Origin of the sequence: Streptomyces caeni (genome assembly GCF_042678285.1) — a bacterium.
In the GTDB taxonomy this organism is placed as follows: Bacteria; Actinomycetota; Actinomycetes; order Streptomycetales; family Streptomycetaceae; genus Streptomyces; species Streptomyces caeni.
Map to the genome: position 1 here is coordinate 17,719 of NZ_JBHUDX010000031.1, position 17,790 is coordinate 35,508.

Below are 17,790 nucleotides of genomic sequence, written 5' to 3' on the forward strand. Positions count from 1 at the left end.
GGCCGGCCGCGGACGCCGATCCGGTGGCCGGGGCCCGAAGGCTCCTGGCGAGCGGCGCGATCCTCGCCGTCAAGGGCCTGGGCGGCTACCACCTGGCCTGCGACGCCACCGATCCCGCCGCCGTAGCCCGGCTGCGCCGGCGCAAGGACCGGGGGAACAAGCCGTTCGCCGTCATGGCCGGGGGCCTCGACGACATCGAGCACCTCGTGCGGCTCGCTCCGGAGGAGCGCGGCCTGCTCACCGGCAGCACCCGGCCCATCGTGCTGTTGCGCCGCCGCACGGACACCCCGTCCGCGCCGGACCGCCCGTGGCCGGCCGAGACCGTCGCACCCGGCAGCCCCGACCTCGGGGTCATGCTGCCCTACACCCCCCTGCACCGGCTGCTGTTCGGCCTCCCCGGCGATGCCGAGGGCCCCAGGCTGCTCGTCATGACCAGCGGCAACGTGTCCGGCGAACCGATCGTCACCGACGACGGCGAGGCGCTGCGCAGGCTGGCGCACCTGGCCGACGCCTGGCTCACGCACGACCGGCCGATCCATGTGCCCTGCGACGACTCCGTGGTGCGCGTGTGCGACGGCAGACCGCTGCCCGTGCGTCGTGCCCGCGGGTACGCGCCCCTGCCGCTGGTCCTTCCGGTGCCGGTGCGCCCCGCTCTGGCCGTCGGGGGAGACCTCAAGAACGCGTTCTGCCTCGCCGAGGGCCGCCGGGCGTGGCTGTCCGCCCACATCGGCGACATGGACGACCTCGCCACCCAGCGGGCCTTCGAACGGGCCGTGGCACAAATGGAGTCGATCACCCCGGTACGGCCGCGGCTGCTGGTCGCCGACCGGCATCCCGGCTACCGCTCCGCCCGGTGGGCTCTGCGCAGCGCGGCGGGCCGGCCGGTCGTCCGGGTCCAGCATCACCACGCCCACGTCGCCTCCGCGATGGCCGAGCAGGGACTCGACGGCGGCCGGCCGGTGCTGGGCGTCGCCTTCGACGGCACCGGATACGGCGACGACGGGGCGGTGTGGGGCGGGGAGTTCCTGCTCGCCGACTACGAGGGCTTCACCCGCCTCGCGCACCTCGCGTACGTACCGCTGCCCGGGGGCGACGCCGCGGTGCACCGGCCCTACCGCACGGCCCTGGCCCACCTGCGCGCGGCCGGCATCGGCTGGTCGGACGACCTGGCCTGCACGGCCGCCTGCCCGCCCGACGAACGGCGTGTCCTTCAGCGGCAGTTGGAGCGGAACCTGAACTGCGTCCCCACCTCCAGCATGGGTCGGCTCTTCGACGCGGTGTCGTCCCTCACCGGCATCTGCCACCGGGCCGGATACGAGGCCCAGGCAGCCGTCGAACTGGAGGCGGCCGCGCTGCGGGCGCCGGCCGGCGACACCGCCGCCTACACGTTCGCCGTCATGGCACCGCAGCCGGGCGGCGGCCCGCTGCGGGCCGATCCGGGGCCCGTTCTCGCGGCGATCGCCGGCGACCTGCGGGCGGGCGTGGCACCGGCCCTGGTCGCGGCCCGCTTCCACCGGGCCGTCACCGGCCTCGTCCACCGCGTCTGCGTGTCGGCCCGGGACACGCACGGGGTGGACACCGTCGCCCTGACCGGCGGCGTGTTCCTCAACTCCCTGCTCTCCTCCGACTGCGCCGCGGCCCTCGGCGCCGACGGCTTCACGGTGCTGCGCCACCACCTGGTCCCGCCGGGAGACGGCGGCCTGGCCCTCGGCCAGCTCGTGGTGGCCGCCCGCGTGGAGGAGCGCACCGGATCCCCCGACTGACGAGCCGCCCCGGCAGCGCCGGGCGACGCACCACCCACAGCGAGGAGAGGCCCATGTGCCTGGCGGTACCCGGCAGAGTGCTGGACATCGAGGAACGCGACGGTACCCGGATGGCCAGAGTCGACTTCGGCGGCGTGGTCAAGGAGGTGTGCCTGGAGTACCTGCCCGACCTCCAGGTCGGCGAGTACGCCGTCGTCCACGTCGGTTTCGCCCTGCAGCGCCTGGACGAGGAGTCGGCGAAGCAGACGCTCGAACTGTTCGAAACCCTCGGCATGCTGCAGGAGGAGTTCGGCGACCCATGGGACATGGCCGCAGAGGCGGGCGGGAAGCTCCCGCCCGCGTGCGAGGAGGCGCGGAATTGAAGTACATCGAAGAGTTCCAGGACCCGGATCTGGCGCGCCGGCTCCTCGACGAGATCCATGCCACGGTGACCAGGCCCTGGGCGCTGATGGAGGTCTGCGGCGGTCAGACGCACACCATCATCCGCCACGGCATCGACCAGCTCCTGCCCGACCGGGTCGAACTGATCCACGGGCCCGGCTGCCCCGTGTGCGTGACCCCCCTGGAAGTCATCGACAAGGCCCTGGAGATCGCCTCCCGCCCGGAGGTGATCTTCTGCTCGTTCGGCGACATGCTCCGGGTGCCCGGCACCGGACGCGACCTGTTCCAGGTGCGCGGGGAGGGCGGCGACGTACGGGTCGTCTACTCGCCGCTGGACGCCCTGCGGATCGCCCGGCAGAACCCCGGCCGGGAGGTGGTGTTCTTCGGTATCGGCTTCGAGACGACCGCGCCCCCCAACGCGATGACGGTGTATCAGGCCCGCAGGCTCGGCATCCCCAACTTCAGCCTCCTGGTGTCCCATGTCCGCGTGCCCCCCGCCATCGAGGCCGTCATGAGATCCCCGCACTGCCGGGTGCAGGGGTTTCTGGCGGCCGGGCACGTGTGCAGCGTGATGGGCGTGGACGAGTACCCGGAACTGGCCGAGCGCCACCGCGTACCGATCGTCGTGACCGGGTTCGAGCCCCTTGACATCCTGGAGGGCGTGCGCCGGACCGTGGTGCAGCTGGAGCGCGGCGAACACACGGTCGACAACGCCTACCCGCGTGCCGTCCCCGCCGAGGGCAATCCGGCCGCAAAGGCCATGCTGGAGGACGTCTTCGAGGTCACCGACCGCGCCTGGCGCGGCATCGGTGTGATCCCGGACAGCGGCTGGCGCCTGTCGGAGAAGTACCGCGAGTACGACGCCGAGCACCGCTTCTCGGTCGGCGGCATCAGAACCCGGGAACCGGCCGCGTGCCGCAGCGGCGAGGTCCTGCAGGGCCTGATCAAGCCGCACGAGTGCGAGGCGTTCGCCACCCTGTGCACCCCCCGCACCCCGCTCGGAGCCACGATGGTCTCCAGCGAGGGCGCCTGCGCCGCGTACTACCTCTACCGGCGCCTGGACACCACCCCCGCGGCCCGGGAGGCGACCCCCGTTGGCTGACACCCTCGACCTGCAGCCGATCCCGGACCCGGCGGCCTGGACCTGCCCGGCTCCGTTGCGCGACCAGCCCCGCATCGTCATGGGGCACGGCGGAGGCGGTGCGCTCTCCGCCGAACTGGTCCGGCACGTGTTCGCGCCCGCTTTCGGCGGGGATGCGCTCGCCCAGCTCGGTGATGCCGCCGCGGTGTCGCTCGGCGGTCTCCGGCTGGCCCTGTCCACCGACTCGTTCGTGGTGCGGCCGCTGTTCTTCCCCGGCGGCAGCATCGGCGACCTGGCCGTCAACGGCACCGTCAACGACCTTGCGATGAGCGGCGCCCGGGCGGCGTACCTCTCCTGCGGTTTCATCCTGGAGGAAGGCGTCGAACTGGAGACGGTCGCCCGTGTCGCCGACGCGCTCGGCGCGGCCGCGCGGGCCGCCGGCGTCGAGGTGGCGACGGGCGACACCAAGGTGGTGGAGGCCGGCCACGGGGACGGCGTCTTCGTCAACACGGCCGGCATCGGGCTCATCCCCGCGGGCGTCGACCTGCGGCCGCAGCGGGTGGTCCCGGGCGACGTCGTGATCGTCAGCGGTGCCGTCGGAGTGCACGGTGTGGCGATCATGAGTGTGCGCGAGGGCCTGGAATTCGGTGTGGAGATCGAGAGCGACTGCGCCGCGCTCGGGGGACTGGTCGACGCCATGCTCGCCGTCACCCCGGATCTGCACGTGCTGCGCGATCCCACCAGGGGCGGGCTCGCGGCCGCGCTGAACGAGATCGCGACGGCCTCGGGCACCGGGACCGTCATCAGCGAGCGCGAGGTCCCGGTCCCGCCGGCCGTCGCCAACGCGTGCGCCATGCTGGGCCTTGACCCCCTCTACGTCGCCAACGAGGGCAAGCTGGTGGCGTTCGTGCCGCGCGAGCACGCCGACGCCGTCCTGCAGGCGATGCGCTCGCACCCGCTGGGCGGGGAGTCCAGGATCATCGGCGAGGCCGTGGCGGACCATCCGGGCATGGTGGTGGCCCGCACCGGGCTTGGCGGCACCCGTGTGGTCGACATGCCGATCGGGGAGCAGCTGCCGAGGATCTGCTGATTCCGGTGCCCCGTGCCCGGCCCCGCTACGACCCCGGCGGGCGTGTGGCAAGGGCATCGGGGGACGGATGCGCATCGGCATCAGGCGCTCCGGTGGGTGATCTGCTGCCGGCCGCCGTGCACGCCTGCATCCGTGACATCCGTGCGAACGGCCTGCACGGGTGCCGTTCCGTCCGCGCCCACCGCGGCGCAACGGCGTGACACGGCGCTCACACGGCACTCCCCGCGGGGCACGGCGGCGCGGGTCCCGCTCCCCCCCGCGGCCGTCACGGGGGCCTCGCGCGCAGCGCCTGCAGCACCGCCCAGGCGACGGACACGAGCGGGACCGCGACGACGGCGCCGATCACGCCTGCGACGATGCTGCCGCCGATCACGGACACGGCGACGACGACCGGGTGCAGGCTGACGGCCCAGCTCATCACCAGAGGATGCAGGACGTGCCCCTCCAACTGGCCGATGAAGACGATGAGCAGCAGGACCCCCGCGGCCGTGAGCGGACCGCGCCCGGCGAGGGCGACGACCGTGGCCACGCCGAGTGCGACCGGTGAGCCGATGAGCGGCACGAACGCGGCGAAGAACTCCAGCAGGGTGAGCGGCAGCGCGAGCGGCACCCGCAGCACGAACAGGGCGATGCCGACGAGCACCGCGTTGGTGGCGGCCACGATGATGATGCCCCGTGTGTACCCGGCGAACGTCCGCCAGGCCGCGCGCCCGGCCCGGTCCCACACCGGCCGGGCGGCCTGCGGCAGGAACTGGTCGCGCGTCCAGCACCACATGCGGTCGCCGGAATGGATGAAGAAGATCGCCGAGAAGAGCGCGAGCGCCCCGCCGGTGACCACTTCGACGACCCGGCCGATGCCGCTGACGGCGCTGCTGAGGAGGGCGGACCGGTGGGAGGCCGCATAGGAGACGATCTGTTGCTGCAGCTCGGTGAGCCGGGCGGCGCTGAGCCGGAACGGCGGGCGCTGGAGCCACTGTTCGATCTGCCGGACGCCGTGGCGGAACTCCCCGGTCAGTTTCGTCCACTCGCTCACCACGGCGTCGGCGACGAGGGCGAGCAGCGCGAACAGCAGCAGGATGCTGACGATGAGGGAGAGCGCGACGCTCAGGGACCGCGGCAGCCACCGGCTCAGCAGGTCGGTCGGGGGGCGCATGAGCGAGGTGATGACGAGCGCGAGGAACAGCGCCACGGCGATGAGCTGGAAGCGTCCGAGGACGGTGAAGACGCCGTAGACGACCAATCCGACGAGGAGCACGCGCCAGGCGTAGGCGGCGGCGACGCGCAGCCACGGAACGGTGCGCTCGGCGACCGCGCCCCGGCCGGGCCGGGCACGGCGGACGGCGCGCAGGGAGCGGGAGGGCCGGCTGCCCAGCACGACGGCGCCGGGCCGGCGTGCTCGCCCCGGTCCGGCCGCCGGGCCGCCCGCATCCGCCACTGCCTCTCCCATGTCCTGACCATTGGTCATCTCATAGCACAGTAGGGGTAAAGCGGACATGGGGCGGTCCGCAACGCGCCCGTCCGACGGGGACGCCCCTACATGAAGCCGCACGTCATAGGAAGAGGCCAGAGGTCTACTGAACGTGATCGCAGGTCCTCACTTCGGTATCCCAGCCAGTATCGTGATGACCTGAGGGTTCGCTGTCGATCCGCACCACGTCTGCGCGAGCCGGTCGGAGGAAGCGATGAGCGGGGATGGGCGACGGCGTTCGGAGCAGCAGCTGCCCAAGCTGCGGCTGGACGAACTGCTGGACGAGCTGCAGGCGCGCATCGACGCGGCACGGGGTACCCAGGACCGGGTGCACAGCCTGCTGGAGGCGGTGCTGTCGGTCGGCCGGGAGCTCGATCTGCCGCAGGTGCTGCGGGCCATCGTCGACTCGGCGGTCGTCCTCGTGGACGCCGGGTACGGGGCGCTGGGCGTGATCGGCGAGGACAACACGCTCGCCGAGTTCCACACCGCCGGCATCAGCGAGGAGGACCGGGCCAGGATCGGGGCGCCGCCCAGCGGGCACGGCATCCTCGGGCAGCTGATCCGGCACCCCGAGCCGCTGCGCCTCGCCCGGATCTCCGAGCACCCGGCCTCCTACGGCTTCCCGGCCCACCACCCGCCGATGGGCTCCTTCCTCGGCGTGCCCATCCGGGTGCGTGACCAGGTCTTCGGGAACCTCTACCTCACCGAGAAGCGCAGCGGCTCGGAGTTCGACGCCGACGACGAATCGGTGCTCTCCACCCTGGCGGTGGCGGCCGGCGTCGCCATCGAGAACGCCCGGCTGTACGAGGAGACGCGGCTGCGTGAACGATGGCTGCGGGCGAGTTCCGAGGTCACCAGCGCCCTGCTGTCGGGCGCCCCGAGCGCCGACGTGCTGGAGCTGATCGTCGAACAGGCGCGGGAGATCGCCTCCGCCGACGTCGGGATGCTCGCCGAGCGCGTGCCCGGCGAGGACGTGCTGCGGCCCCTGCTCGCCGTCGGCATCCAAGCCGAGCGGCGGCGCGGCCTGGTGATGTCCGGCGAGGACGGTTTCGTGGAAGCCGCACTGGGCGCCTCCGACCCCTTGATCAGCGCGGACATCGGACAGGACCCCCGGATCGGCGCGGCCACGGACCTGTGGGCCGGGCTGGGGCCCGTGGTCGGCGTGCCGCTGAACGCGGGCGGCAAGTCGATCGGGGTGCTGCTGCTCGGCCGCGCGGCGGGCCGTACGCCGTTCGCGGATTCCGACTCCGGCCCCCTGCTCGGATTCGCGGGGCAGGCGGCGCTGGCGCTGGAACTCGCCGAGCGGCGCCGGGACGCGGAGCGGATCACACTGCTGCAGGACCGCGACCGGATCGCCCGCGATCTGCACGACCTGGCGATCCAGCGGCTGTTCGCGGCGGGTATGACCCTGCAGAGCACCCAGCGCTTCGTCGACCACCCCGAGGCCGTCGACCGCTTGATGCGGACCGTCGAGGACCTCGACGAGACCATCAAGATCATTCGGTCCACGATCTTCGGACTGCGCACGCACGGCGGAGCGAAGGAGGAGGCCGGCCTGCGCAGGCGGGTGTCCGAGGCGGTGACGGCGTCCGCCCAATCGCTGGGGTTCCCGCCCGCACTGCGTATCGAGGGGCTCGTGGACACCGATGTCCCCGGCGATGTGGCCGACCATGTGATCGCGGTTCTCGGCGAGGCTCTGAGCAATGCGGCGCGGCACTCCGGGGCCCGCTCCATGGACGTCCATCTGCGGTGCGCCGAGGGCGAGTTGATGCTCACGGTGGCCGACGACGGCTGTGGAGTCCCGGAGGGCGTGGCGCGCAGCGGGCTGCGGAACCTTCAGGAGCGGGCCGTTGCCCTGGGCGGAACGTTCGCCGTGGGCGAGTGCCAGGAGGGCGGCGGGACACGGCTGGTGTGGCGGGTGCCGGTGGGCTCAGCGCAGGACTGACCGCGCGGCGTCCTCCACCAGCTCCTGCCGCGCCGTGCGGCGCGGCGACGGGGGACCCTCCGGGCCGTACCCGAGACGGAGCACCATCTGGACGTGGTCCCGGCTCTCGCCCGACCGCGATCCTAGCTCGTCGCGCAGGTCGGGCCACTCCAGCGCCTGGTGGAGCAGGGAAGCCCGTACCCCGCGGGCGGTGGCCACCAGCAGCACGCGCTCCAGCGCCTGACCGGCGCGCAGCCAGTCCGCGCGCCGGTCGTGCGCGGTGGTCACCGTGGCGAGCAGCGGACGGGTCTCGAAGGGCCGGGACGGCAGCGCCGCCGGGTGCCGGTGGGCACCGAAGTCCCGCATCGGGATCCGGTCCCGGAAGTCCTGGGGCCCCAGCGTCCCGGGCGCCATGCCGAGGGCCGCGGACCCCGGTCCGTCCTGCACCCAGTGGCGGCTCTCCGCGGCCCGGTCCGCGTCGGCGGTGTTGCGGCGCTCCGCCTCCCAGGTGAGCCGCAGCAGACGGTCGGTGTCGCGCGGCACGGGACGGCTCAGCAGCGCCCCCTCGGCGCGGGCGGCCTCGCCGAGTTCGGTGAGCACGGCGGAGGGCAGCGGCCGCTCCGAGAACGGGAACCGGCTGCTGTGCCGGCGCCACACGGCGTCGTACAGCCGGGGGGCCGTGGAGTTCCTGGCCGGTCCGGCCAGCCGTACCGTCGCCAGCAGGTCAGGCTCCTCGGGCCTGGGCAGCAGCCGGGTGACCGGCTCCCAGCCGAAGTGCGCGACGGCCACCCGCAGATTGAGGACCGCGCAGCCCACGGAGAGGTGCAGGGCACGCCCCGTCGGGTCGATATGGCGCAGGCCGCGTTCCGTCGCGGCGCGGATCTCCACCGTGACGGTGTCCGGATCGAGGCGGAAGCGCCACGGCTGGGTGTTGAGGATGGAGGGTGCGGCGACGGCCGCAGAGACCAGGGTCTCCAGGGTCGCGACGTCGAGAGTCGCAGTGGTCATCGGAACTCCTCCCCGCCCCCTGCCGGCAGGCCGGTGGGCTAGTCGGTGACCGGCCACCAGCGTGGCGCGGGGTGCGGGGAGTGTGCAGGGGCCATGCGGCCTCATGGGGTCCCGAAGGGCCCGGACCCACCCGGCGGGGCGGCCCGGGCCCCGGCTCACCGGGCGGTGTGCTCCCCGGACTCCTGCGGTTCCAGCTGGGAGGCGAGGACCGCGGCCTGGACGCGTCGCTGGACGCCGAGCTTGGCCAGCAGGCGGGAGATGTGGTTCTTGACGGTCTTCTCCGACAGGTAGAGCTTCTTGCCGATCTCACGGTTGGTGAGGCCGTCCCCGATCAGCGCGAGGATGTCCCGCTCGCGCGGGGACAGGCTCGCCAGTTCCGGTGAGGTGGCCGGCTGTTCGGCCGGGTCGGCGCGCAGCGAGTGCATCAGCCGCGCGGTCGTCGCCGGGTCGAGCATGGACTGCCCGGAGGCCACGGTGCGTACCGCCGAGACCAGGTCGGAGCCCCTGATCTGCTTGAGCACATAGCCCGAGGCGCCGGCCATGATGGCGTCCAGCAGCGCGTCCTCGTCGTCGAACGAGGTCAGCATCAGACAGGCCAGCTCCGGCATCCGGCTGCGCAGTTCGCGGCAGACGGTGATGCCGTCGCCGTCCGGGAGGCGCACGTCGAGAACGGCCACGTGCGGCCGCACCGCCGGCCCACGGGCGAGAGCGTGCTCGACCGTGTCGGCGTCGCCGACCACCGAGATGTCCGGTTCGGCGTCCAGCAGGTCGGCCAGGCCGCGTCGTACGACCTCGTGGTCGTCCAGCAGGAAGACCCGAATCGGGTTCTCCTCGGTGAAGGTACGTGCCTCGTCCATGAGGACCTCTCGTTTTCCGGTGCGGACAGACTGCGGAGTGCCGGTGCCGACGAGGATCGGTTGTCGGTACCGGACGTACCAGGGCCGTCCGGCCCCAGTGCTCCCCCCACAATGCTCCCTCACCGGCCCTCTCGTCATGGCCCTGAGACCCCTCGCGGAGATCGGCCGGGGGGTGGGATCTTCCTCACAGTGTCCGGGCCGTCGGGCCCGGGAGCCCGGGAGGGGGTGCGACCGATGCGGAAGGTCAGGCGCGGGACGGTCCTGGCGTGGCGGTGGCGGCGCAATCCGCTGCGACGGCACAGCGACGCCGTGGAGGGCTGGGTCGTGCTGGCCACCTGGCTGGTCGCCGTGGCCGGCGGGACCGCCGCCGGGGCCCTGGGCGCCCATGCCGTGGGCGAGGCGGTGGACCAGCAGCGGCAGCAGCGGCAGCCGGTCGCCGCGGTCCTGCTGCAGACCACGTCGGAGGACCCGCGGGACCCGGCCACCGGATCCCGCTACGACCATGTGCAGGCGAAGGTCCGCTGGACCGACGGCGACGGCGCCGTCCGCACCGGCACCACGAGCGTGGAGACGGGAGTGAAGGCCGGCACCGGGGTACCGGCGTGGACCGACGGGCACGGCCACCTGGTGTCCGCCCCGCTGAGCGCGTCGGAGGCCGCCGCACGGGTCGTCCTGACCGGGGCCGCGGTTGCCGCGGCCGGGGGCCTCGCCGTTCTCGTGGGCGGACGCGTGGTGCGCCTGCGGATCGAGCGGCGCGCCACGGAGAGCTGGGGCGCCGAATGGGCCCGCGTCGAGCCGCAGTGGCGACGCAAGACGAGCTGACACCGGGCTCCACCCGGAGGCGGGGGACGGAGGCGGGGCACCCCGGGTGCCCCGCCTCCGTGNNNCGCGGCGGCCGAGGCGTTCCCCAGGAGCCGGTTCCCGGCGGCGCGGGCCGCGGGCCGCACGGGCCCTCCCGGCCGCCCCGTCCCGCACGCCACCCCCTCCTGCGGGGCCCCCACCGGTCAGGGCGCGGCGGCCCTCTTGTCCCCGCCCGCCGCGGCAGCGCCGGCGGCCCCCGGCCCGGTGAGGTCGAACCGCACGTCCACGACGCCCTCGACGGCCCTGACCAGACGCGCGGCCACCGGCACCAGCGAGGTGTCCCGGACGCGGCCGCCGACCGTCACGACCCCGTTCTCCACACCTATGCGCACGTCCGCCGAGGGGAAGAGGCGTGAGACGACCTCGCGCCGGACCTCCCGCTCGATCTCCTCGTCGTCGCGCAGGAACACCCTCAGCAGGTCCGCGCGGCTGACGATGCCCTGCAGCATGCCCAACTCGTCGACCACGGGGAGCCGCTTGACCCGGGACACCGCCATCGCGCGCGCCGCCTGCGCGAGCGTGGCGTCCGGGCGGATGGTCACGGCCGGGGAGGTCATCAGGTCCTCGGCGGTCACCGCGTCCGCCCTGGCGAGATCGGAGAGCCGGCCCGGCGGCGGGAGGAAGGCACCCTCGGGTGCGCCCGGCCCCGACGGGAGGAGACCGGAGACGTTCTCGCGGAATTCCTCCTTGGCCAGCAGGTCGGCCTCCGAGACGACGCCGACGACACGGCCCTCGCCCTCCAGCACGGGCAGGGCGCTGACCTTCCAGTCCTGCATCATCCGCACGATCTCCTTGAAGGCCGCGCGGCGGCCGACGGCGGCGACCGTATGGGTCATCACATCGCTGACGATATTCGGGGTGCCGAGCATGGAGCCTCCTCCGGTTGAAGATGCGCGATCAGCGGAAGCCGCCGCTGCCGTACGGGGCGTAGAGGTCGAGCAGCCGGGTCCGGGCCGAGCCCAGGCGGTGGACCACGATCCCGCCCACCCACTGGGCCACGCCCAGGCCGAGCGCCGGATCGTCCTGGCACATCGCGCGGACCGTCGCGGCATCGAACTCGTACGCGCGCACCGGGCTCGTCGTCGCCGCGCCCATGTGCCAGGCGTGTGGGGCGAACAGCCAGGACCATCCGAGGAGTTCGTCGCGTCCGAGGGTGGCGACGACGGCGGGGCGGCGGCCCGGCACATGCATGTCCAGGTCGACCGTGCCGGTGCGGATGATCCAGAACCGGTCGGCGCGCCCGCCTTCCTCGAACAGACGCGCTCCCTGAGGGAAGGACACCTCACGAGCGCGGCTCATCAACCGCTCGCGGTGCTCGGCGGGCAGTGCGCGGAGCATGCTCGTCGTCGGGGGAGCGTTCATCACGGCCTCCAGAGGACATACGGGTCCGCGCTCTCAGCCTGTCCCGGTGCCGCCTGACGGGCCATGGGCCACCTGGCCCCCCGGCCGGGCCGTCCGGCACCGTGCGGCCGGGCGACGCCGGGGCTTCGGGGGTGCCGGGCCTCGCGGGCGGCGCTCCCGGACCCTTGGGGGAGCACCGCGGCCCGCCGGGGGTGCGACACGCCCGCGGGTCCGTGATGGGCGCTCGCGCGCTTCCCCGCGCCCCACAGGGGCGCCTCCCCGGCCGCCCCGGTGCTTCGCCGTGAGGGAGCGGCACGGCGGGACGATGGGCCGATAGGCCCCAGGAAAGGCCTGTGCGGCCCCTGCGCACGGGTACGTCCTGTGCCCGAGGCTCGATGGAGGAGCCGGAGAACCCGGACGAGGAGGTCCGCACCATGGTTCGGCACGTCACCGCGGGGGTCGACGAATCCAGCGAGAGCCTCGCAGCCGCGCACTGGGCCGCCCGCGAGGCCCTGCGCCGGGGCGCCGCGCTCCGCCTCGTGCACGCCTGGACGTGGCAGCTGACACCGGCGCCCTCCGTGCCCATGGGCATGACCCAGCGGGACTGGGCGGAGGAGACCCTGAAACGGGCGGTCGGCAGCGTCCGCGCCGCGCACCCCGGGCTGCCGGTCGAGGACCGGCTGGTGCAGGACTCCGCGGTCACCGCCCTGCTCGACGCGGCCGGGGACTCCGGCCTGCTGGTGCTCGGGTCCCGCGGTCTCGGCCGGGTCGCGGGCTTCGTGGTCGGTTCGGTGTCCCAGCGCGTCGTCGCCCGGTGCCCGCGTCCCGTGGTGCTCGTACGCGCGGGCGAGACCTTCGCCGACGAACACCTGCCGGCCTCCGTCGGCGTCTCGCCCGACGAGATACCCGAGACCCCCTACCGCGACGTCGTCCTCGGCCTGGACACCCGGTACCCCTGCGACGAGCTGATCGAGTTCGCCTTCGAGTCCGCCCGTCGCCTCGGCGCCTCGCTGCGCGTCGTCCACACCTTCACAGCCCCGGCGGCCCACGCCGTCCAGGGCCGGACGGGCCCGGAGGCCGGGCCCGAACTGCTCGCCGAGCGGGAACACGACGTGGTCGCGACGCTGCGTCCGTGGTGCGAGAAGTTTCCCGGGGTCCCGGTGACCGAGACCGTCTCCGAGGGGCGAGCCGCCCCGGAGCTCGTGCGTGCCTCCGCGCACGCCTCTCTCGTCGTGGTCGGGCGCCGGACGCGGGACGCCCGGATCGGCACGCACATCGGCGCGGTCACCCAGGCCGTGCTCCACCACGTCGGCTGCCCCGTCGCCGTCGTCCCGCACGCCTGAACCGGCGCCTGGACCGAACCGGCGCCCGGACCGCCTTCCGGGAGCCGACGACCAAGGGGAGGAAGAGTTTATGACCGCCACGACCAGCCGGCATGTCACCGTCGGCGTGGACGGCTCGGCCGTCTCGGTACGCGCACTGGACCGAGCCGCCGAGGAGGCGGCCCTGCGCGCCCTCGGCCTGGAGATCGTGTACGCCGTGCCGGACCGGGACGAGGCGGAACCGGTGCTGGCGTCGGCCGCCGCGCGGGTGCGCCGCCGGCATCCCGAGGTCCCCGTCACCACCCTCGGGGCCGAGGGGCACTCGGCGGCGGCACTCGTGGAGCGCGCACGCCACGCCGCGCTCACCGTCGTCGGCTGCCGGGGCCTCGGCAGCATCTCCGGCACGCTGCTGGGTTCGGTGAGCATGCGCCTGGCCGCGCACGCGCCGGGCCCCCTGCTCGTGGTGAGGGGCGGCGTGTCCTCGCGCCGGAACGGGGAGGTGCTGGTCGGCCTGGAGGACCCCGCCGACGCCGACACGGCCGCGTACGCCTTTCAGGAGGCGGAACTGCGGGGCGCCCGGTTGCGGGTCCTGCGGTCCCCGGCGCGGCGCGGCGGGGCGGAACAGACGGAGCACCGGCGCGGCGGGCGCACCGCATGGCTGTCACCGGACGCCGGGGTGGCCGCAGCGTCGGCGCGGGCGCTGGTGGAGGCCAGCCGCACCGCGGACCTCGTCGTCGCGGCCGGCCGGCCGGGTCCGCCGGGGCCGGGCAGGCGGCTCGGGACGGTCGCCCGGGCGCTCCTGCACCGGGCCCACTGTCCCGTCCTGTTCGTTCCCGGCGTGACCGTGCCGTTCCGCCCACCGCCGGCGGGGCGGGAAGCGGCCGGCGTCACCCCTCGGCGGGCGCGGGGACGAGCCGGACGCCCGTGACCAGGTCAGGGCGGATGCGGAACGTCTGGTCCATGGTGCCGCTCAGCCACGGGCGCAGCACCGACCGGTAGTAGGCCAGTTCGCCGGGGTCGGTGACGGGGCGCGCGTAGCCGGTGGCCACGACGCTCCAGCCGAGCCGGGAGTCGGGATCGATGCAGTCGGCCTCGTAGGCCACGACCACACCCCGGCTGTCGGCCTCCCGGACGCGGGACGTCAGAGCCGTGCCCTCCTGGGTGCGGATGACGATGTCGCCGTTGTGCAGGACGTGGTTGACGGGCCGGATCGTCGGCAGGGCGTGCCGGGTGAAGACGAGCCGGCCGAGGGGAACCTCGCCCAGCAGCCGCAGTGCCTCCTCGCCGGTGAGGTCGAGGGAGTGGCGTGGCTTCACGACGGTCGCTTCAGGAGTGTCGGGGGACATGGTGTCTTCCGTGCGGGTAGCTGCCTCGTTCCGTGTCGCGGGCGAAGCGGCTGCCTTCTGCGACGGGCGGAGCGGCCTCCATGGAACGGCGGGCCGGCGGGCGCGCGGTAGGGCCGTTCGGCCCGGATGACCGGGGCGCCCGGCCCGTTGTGGTAGGTGACCGCCACGGCGGGGCGGCCGGGCGCGGGACGCGGAGCCCCGCACGGGGCCGAGCGGGCAGCCGGCCGGGGACCAATGGGCCCCGCAGGGGCCTTCCGGCCGCTGATCGCGCCGTGCGCGGTGCACAAGGATCGTCCCGGATCGGTACTCCACGGCAGCCGCACAAGGAGCACACCCATGTCCACCACCACGAAGGACGGCGAGATGCCGGCCAAGGGGGCCGCGCTCGGCCTGCCCGCCGCGAGCGCGCTCGTCATCGGCAGCATCATCGGTACGGGAGTGTTCGCGCTCCCCGCGGCCCTCGCACCCTACGGGCCGGTCTCCCTCGTGGCCTTCGGTGCCGTCACGCTGGGAGCGCTCGCGCTGGCCCTGACCTTCGGGTCGCTGTCGAGGCGCGTTCCGGCGTCCGGAGGGCCCTACGTCTATGCCCGCGAGGCGTTCGGCGAGTTCGCGGGATTCCTCAACGCCTGGTCGTACTGGATCACGGTGTGGGCCGGGAACGCCGCGATCGCGGTGGCCTGGGTCGGCTACGTGGAGGTCTTCGTCAACACCGGTCACCGCACCTGGACATCCGTGCTGATCGCGCTGACCGGGCTGTGGATCCCCGCGGCGATCAACCTCACCGGGGTACGGAACAGCGGCGCCTTCCAGGTGATCACCACCGTCCTGAAGTTCGTTCCGCTGCTCTTCATGGCCACCGTGGGGCTGCTGTTCATCGACCCCGCCAACTTCGGGGCGTTCAACGCGAGCGGCCGGTCCGTGCCGGGCGCCGTCTCGGCGGCCGCGGCCATCGCCCTGTTCAGCTACCTGGGCCTGGAGGCCGCGTCCGTGGTCGCCGGGCGGGTCCGCGAGCCCGGACGGAACGTGCCGCGCGCCACGGTCTACGGCACGCTCGTCTGCGCCGTCATCTACGTGCTGGGCACCCTGGCGGTCTTCGGCACGGTCCCGCACGGCGAACTGGCTTCCTCGACCGCGCCGTTCACGGACGCGGCGAACGGCATCGCCGGCGGGAGCTGGGCGGGCGACGCCGTCGCCGTGGCCGCGGTCGTCTCCGGCATCGGCGCCCTCAACGGCTGGACCATGCTGAGCGCCGAGATGCCGTACGCGGCCGCCCGTGACGGGCTTTTCCCGGCGGCCTTCGCCCGGCTCCGCGGACGAGGCGGCGTTCCGGTCTTCGGCATCGTTTCCTCCACCCTCCTCGCGTCGCTGATCACCGTGTTCAGCTACACCCGCTTCGAGGACGTCTTCACCAAGATCGTGCTGCTGAGCGTGCTCACGGCCGTGATCCCGTATCTGTTCTCCGCGGCCGCACAGTTGCACTGGCTGCTGGTGCGCGGCCGGGAGGGCATCGCGCCGCGGCGCCTGGCCCGGGACGTCACCGTCGCCGCGCTGGCCATGGCGTTCTCCTACTGGTCGATCCAGGGAAGCGGCTACCAGACCGTCTACTACGGGCTGTTCGTGCTGCTGCTGGGGCTGCCGGTCTATGTGTGGCTGAAGCGCGGCCAGGCCCGCGGGGCGGCGCGGTCCGCGCCCGTGGAGCCGGCGGCCGGCGACCGTGCCGCACGAGCCCCGGAGACTCCGCCCTCCCTCCCGCCGGCGCTTTTCCGGCCGCGGCGGAGCCGCAGCGGCGGTCCGCGCAGGCAGGGCCTCGGCCACCGGGACTGACCACCCGCCCCCCACCACCGAGGAAGCCGACAGATGAACACCTTCCACGTCGACTCGGAATTCGGCCGTCTGCGCCAGGTGATCCCGTACCGCCCCGGGCCCGGACTCTCCCGCCCTGCTCGGCATCGACGTGCGGACCGCCGCCCCGAGGACGCTGTGGCCCGACCCGGCCCTGGTCACGACCCGCCCGCTCGCCGGCGGGGCCCGCATCACCCTCACCGAGGACGCCGAGACCGCGGTACGAGGCGACGGCTTCCCGCACACCGACGTCCGGGCCTTCACGGGGGAGCTGCCCAGATCTGGGGCGAGCGCATCGAGCTGCTGCTCCCGTACCAGGCCGACGACAAGACGGCGGCGGCCACCGGCGACCCGGACGTGCGGTTCGCGCACTGCCTGCAGTCCCTCCACGACCGCCGCACCCGGCTCGGCCGGGAACTCTTCGAGACCCACGGCCTGGACGCGTTCGAGGTCACCGACGAGGTCTTCTCCTCGCCCGCATCCCTCGTCTTCGACCAGGCGGAGAACCGGCCGCACACCATCAAGGCCGTGCTCGTCGCCACTCTGGAGGACTGAACCATGCGCATCGTCGTCGCCCTCGGAGGCAACGCCCTGCTGCACCGGGGCGAGCGCCCCGACGCGGACGTGCAGCAGGCGAACATCGACCGGGTGTCCACCGCCATCGCGGCCCTCGCCCGTGACCACGAGATCGTCATCACCCACGGCAACGGGCCCCAGATCGGTCTGCTCGCGGCCGAGACATCGACCGATCCCGCCCTCAGCGCCCCCTACCCGCTGGACCTGCTGGGGGCGCAGACCGAGGGGATGATCGGCTCGCTGCTGGCCCGGGCCCTGTACAACGCCCTGCCCGGGCGCCGGGTCGCCGCGCTCGTCACCCACACCCTCGTCAGGGCCGACGATCCGGCCTTCGACCGGCCCACGAAGTTCGTCGGCCAGATGTACTCGGCGGACCTCGCCCGCTCCCTCGCGCGCAAGCACGGCTGGTCCATCGCACGGGACACCACCGGATGGCGGCGCGTCGTCGCCTCGCCGGCACCCGAGCGGATCCTGGAGACCGACACCATCCACGACCTGCTCATGGACCACACCCTGGTCATCTGCGCCGGCGGCGGGGGTGTCCCCGTCACCGCCGATCTGGACACCGGCGCGCTGACCGGTGTGGAGGCGGTCGTCGACAAGGACATCACCGCGGCGCTGCTCGCCGAGGACCTGAAGGCGGACTTCCTGCTCGTCCTCACCGACGTCCCGTACGTCTACGAGCGCTACGGCACCCCCGGCCAGCGGCCCGTCCTGGACGCCACTCCCAGCGAGCTGCGGCGCGGCCACTTCCCGGCCGGCTCGATGGGACCGAAGACCGAGGCCGTGGCGCGGTTCGTCGAACGCACCGGGGGCCTCGCCGCGATCGGTTCCCTCGACGCGGCGTACGAGATCGTCCACGGCCGCTCGGGCACGCTCGTGCGGCCCGATCTGCCCGTCGGATGACGCCCGGCCCGCGGGCCCACGGGA

General features: G+C 73.8%; 16 protein-coding genes and 1 pseudogene. 11 read left to right on the plus strand and 6 right to left on the minus strand.

The annotated features are described in order from the left end of the window. From hypF to hypE, 4 genes and pseudogenes are all read left to right on the plus strand, one after another. Nucleotides 1-1,763: pseudogene (hypF, locus tag ACFSL4_RS13735) on the plus strand (carbamoyltransferase HypF); the annotation flags it as partial. Nucleotides 1,764-1,816: 53 nt separating this feature from the next. Then, nucleotides 1,817-2,125 carry a HypC/HybG/HupF family hydrogenase formation chaperone gene (locus tag ACFSL4_RS13740; protein ID WP_381082188.1) on the plus strand — a complete coding sequence of 103 codons (309 nt, stop codon included), beginning with the start codon at nt 1,817-1,819 and terminating at the stop codon, nt 2,123-2,125. Beyond that, nucleotides 2,122-3,246, plus strand: a complete 1,125-nt coding sequence (gene hypD, locus ACFSL4_RS13745) for a hydrogenase formation protein HypD (RefSeq protein WP_381082190.1) — start codon at nt 2,122-2,124, stop codon at nt 3,244-3,246. The genes ACFSL4_RS13740 and hypD overlap by 4 nt, the downstream gene beginning before the upstream one ends. Then, complete coding sequence (gene hypE, locus ACFSL4_RS13750; RefSeq protein ID WP_381082192.1) at nt 3,239-4,315, plus strand: hydrogenase expression/formation protein HypE; 1,077 nt, start codon at nt 3,239-3,241, stop codon at nt 4,313-4,315. The genes hypD and hypE overlap by 8 nt, the downstream gene beginning before the upstream one ends. Nucleotides 4,316-4,580: 265 nt before the next feature. Here the strand turns inward: hypE and ACFSL4_RS13755 are convergent, their stop codons facing one another. Beyond that, nucleotides 4,581-5,762, minus strand: coding sequence for an AI-2E family transporter (locus ACFSL4_RS13755; protein WP_381082194.1), 1,182 nt, complete (start codon nt 5,760-5,762; stop codon nt 4,581-4,583). A 235-nt stretch (nt 5,763-5,997) separates the two neighbouring features. Between ACFSL4_RS13755 and ACFSL4_RS13760 the strand changes: the two genes are divergently transcribed. Beyond that, nucleotides 5,998-7,728, plus strand: coding sequence for a sensor histidine kinase (locus ACFSL4_RS13760; RefSeq protein WP_381082196.1), 1,731 nt, complete (start codon nt 5,998-6,000; stop codon nt 7,726-7,728). Here ACFSL4_RS13760 and ACFSL4_RS13765 read toward each other — a convergent pair. Beyond that, entirely contained in the window at nt 7,714-8,715 is a 1,002-nt protein-coding gene (locus tag ACFSL4_RS13765) for an Acg family FMN-binding oxidoreductase (protein ID WP_381082198.1), read from the minus strand. The two genes, ACFSL4_RS13760 and ACFSL4_RS13765, sit on opposite strands and share 15 nt — an antisense overlap. Nucleotides 8,716-8,870: 155 nt before the next feature. Then, entirely contained in the window at nt 8,871-9,572 is a 702-nt protein-coding gene (locus ACFSL4_RS13770) for a response regulator (protein WP_381082200.1), read from the minus strand. A 234-nt stretch (nt 9,573-9,806) separates the two neighbouring features. Here ACFSL4_RS13770 and ACFSL4_RS13775 point away from each other — a divergent pair, with 234 nt between their 5' ends. Further along, nucleotides 9,807-10,394 (plus strand): Rv1733c family protein, encoded by a 588-nt coding sequence (locus tag ACFSL4_RS13775; protein WP_381082202.1) that lies wholly within the window; start codon nt 9,807-9,809, stop codon nt 10,392-10,394. 182 nt (nt 10,395-10,576) lie between these two features. Here ACFSL4_RS13775 and ACFSL4_RS13780 read toward each other — a convergent pair whose 3' ends face one another. Both ACFSL4_RS13780 and ACFSL4_RS13785 read right to left on the minus strand, forming a co-directional pair. Next, nucleotides 10,577-11,302, minus strand: coding sequence for a CBS domain-containing protein (locus ACFSL4_RS13780; protein ID WP_381082204.1), 726 nt, complete (start codon nt 11,300-11,302; stop codon nt 10,577-10,579). Between the two features lie 28 nt (nt 11,303-11,330). Further along, on the minus strand, nt 11,331-11,795 hold the full coding sequence (locus ACFSL4_RS13785; RefSeq protein ID WP_381082206.1) for a cyclic nucleotide-binding domain-containing protein: 465 nt from the start codon (nt 11,793-11,795) through the stop codon (nt 11,331-11,333). 413 nt (nt 11,796-12,208) lie between these two features. Between ACFSL4_RS13785 and ACFSL4_RS13790 the strand changes: the two genes are divergently transcribed. Together ACFSL4_RS13790 and ACFSL4_RS13795 are read left to right on the plus strand one after the other, a co-directional pair. Beyond that, nucleotides 12,209-13,117: a universal stress protein gene (locus ACFSL4_RS13790; RefSeq protein WP_381082282.1), complete on the plus strand. Its 909-nt coding sequence runs from the start codon at nt 12,209-12,211 to the stop codon at nt 13,115-13,117. 70 nt (nt 13,118-13,187) lie between these two features. Beyond that, nucleotides 13,188-14,024 (plus strand): universal stress protein, encoded by an 837-nt coding sequence (locus ACFSL4_RS13795; protein ID WP_381082208.1) that lies wholly within the window; start codon nt 13,188-13,190, stop codon nt 14,022-14,024. On the opposite strand, the gene ACFSL4_RS13800 is transcribed toward ACFSL4_RS13795, so the two are convergent. Further along, nucleotides 13,984-14,442, minus strand: coding sequence for a pyridoxamine 5'-phosphate oxidase family protein (locus tag ACFSL4_RS13800; protein WP_381082210.1), 459 nt, complete (start codon nt 14,440-14,442; stop codon nt 13,984-13,986). The two genes, ACFSL4_RS13795 and ACFSL4_RS13800, sit on opposite strands and share 41 nt — an antisense overlap. Nucleotides 14,443-14,805: 363 nt before the next feature. Between ACFSL4_RS13800 and ACFSL4_RS13805 the strand changes: the two genes are divergently transcribed. From ACFSL4_RS13805 to ACFSL4_RS13815, 3 genes are read left to right on the plus strand one after another with little or no spacing between them, the layout of a single operon-like run. After that, the gene (locus ACFSL4_RS13805) at nt 14,806-16,266 is read left to right on the plus strand and encodes an APC family permease (RefSeq protein WP_381082284.1); all 1,461 of its coding nucleotides are present in this window, start codon (nt 14,806-14,808) and stop codon (nt 16,264-16,266) included. A 33-nt stretch (nt 16,267-16,299) separates the two neighbouring features. Beyond that, nucleotides 16,300-16,839 (plus strand): Rossmann-fold NAD(P)-binding domain-containing protein, encoded by a 540-nt coding sequence (locus tag ACFSL4_RS13810; RefSeq protein ID WP_381082212.1) that lies wholly within the window; start codon nt 16,300-16,302, stop codon nt 16,837-16,839. A gap of 3 nt (nt 16,840-16,842) precedes the next feature. Beyond that, nucleotides 16,843-17,766 carry a carbamate kinase gene (locus tag ACFSL4_RS13815; protein ID WP_381082214.1) on the plus strand — a complete coding sequence of 308 codons (924 nt, stop codon included), beginning with the start codon at nt 16,843-16,845 and terminating at the stop codon, nt 17,764-17,766. The last annotated feature ends 24 nt before the right edge of the window (nt 17,767-17,790 follow it).

Excerpts from the sequence above, each read along its gene's own strand:
- ACFSL4_RS13765 (WP_381082198.1), bottom strand. The coding sequence starts at position 8,715 with ATGACCACTGCGACTCTCGACGTCGCGACCCTGGAGACCCTGGTCTCT.
- ACFSL4_RS13770 (WP_381082200.1), bottom strand. The coding sequence starts at position 9,572 with ATGGACGAGGCACGTACCTTCACCGAGGAGAACCCGATTCGGGTCTTC.
- ACFSL4_RS13805 (WP_381082284.1), top strand. The coding sequence starts at position 14,806 with ATGCCGGCCAAGGGGGCCGCGCTCGGCCTGCCCGCCGCGAGCGCGCTC.
- ACFSL4_RS13795 (WP_381082208.1), top strand. The coding sequence starts at position 13,188 with ATGACCGCCACGACCAGCCGGCATGTCACCGTCGGCGTGGACGGCTCG.
- ACFSL4_RS13810 (WP_381082212.1), top strand. The coding sequence starts at position 16,300 with ATGAACACCTTCCACGTCGACTCGGAATTCGGCCGTCTGCGCCAGGTG.
- ACFSL4_RS13815 (WP_381082214.1), top strand. The coding sequence starts at position 16,843 with ATGCGCATCGTCGTCGCCCTCGGAGGCAACGCCCTGCTGCACCGGGGC.
- ACFSL4_RS13775 (WP_381082202.1), top strand. The coding sequence starts at position 9,807 with ATGCGGAAGGTCAGGCGCGGGACGGTCCTGGCGTGGCGGTGGCGGCGC.
- ACFSL4_RS13755 (WP_381082194.1), bottom strand. The coding sequence starts at position 5,762 with ATGGGAGAGGCAGTGGCGGATGCGGGCGGCCCGGCGGCCGGACCGGGG.
- ACFSL4_RS13760 (WP_381082196.1), top strand. The coding sequence starts at position 5,998 with ATGAGCGGGGATGGGCGACGGCGTTCGGAGCAGCAGCTGCCCAAGCTG.
- ACFSL4_RS13785 (WP_381082206.1), bottom strand. The coding sequence starts at position 11,795 with ATGAACGCTCCCCCGACGACGAGCATGCTCCGCGCACTGCCCGCCGAG.
- ACFSL4_RS13780 (WP_381082204.1), bottom strand. The coding sequence starts at position 11,302 with ATGCTCGGCACCCCGAATATCGTCAGCGATGTGATGACCCATACGGTC.
- ACFSL4_RS13800 (WP_381082210.1), bottom strand. The coding sequence starts at position 14,442 with ATGTCCCCCGACACTCCTGAAGCGACCGTCGTGAAGCCACGCCACTCC.
- ACFSL4_RS13790 (WP_381082282.1), top strand. The coding sequence starts at position 12,209 with ATGGTTCGGCACGTCACCGCGGGGGTCGACGAATCCAGCGAGAGCCTC.
- ACFSL4_RS13740 (WP_381082188.1), top strand. The coding sequence starts at position 1,817 with ATGTGCCTGGCGGTACCCGGCAGAGTGCTGGACATCGAGGAACGCGAC.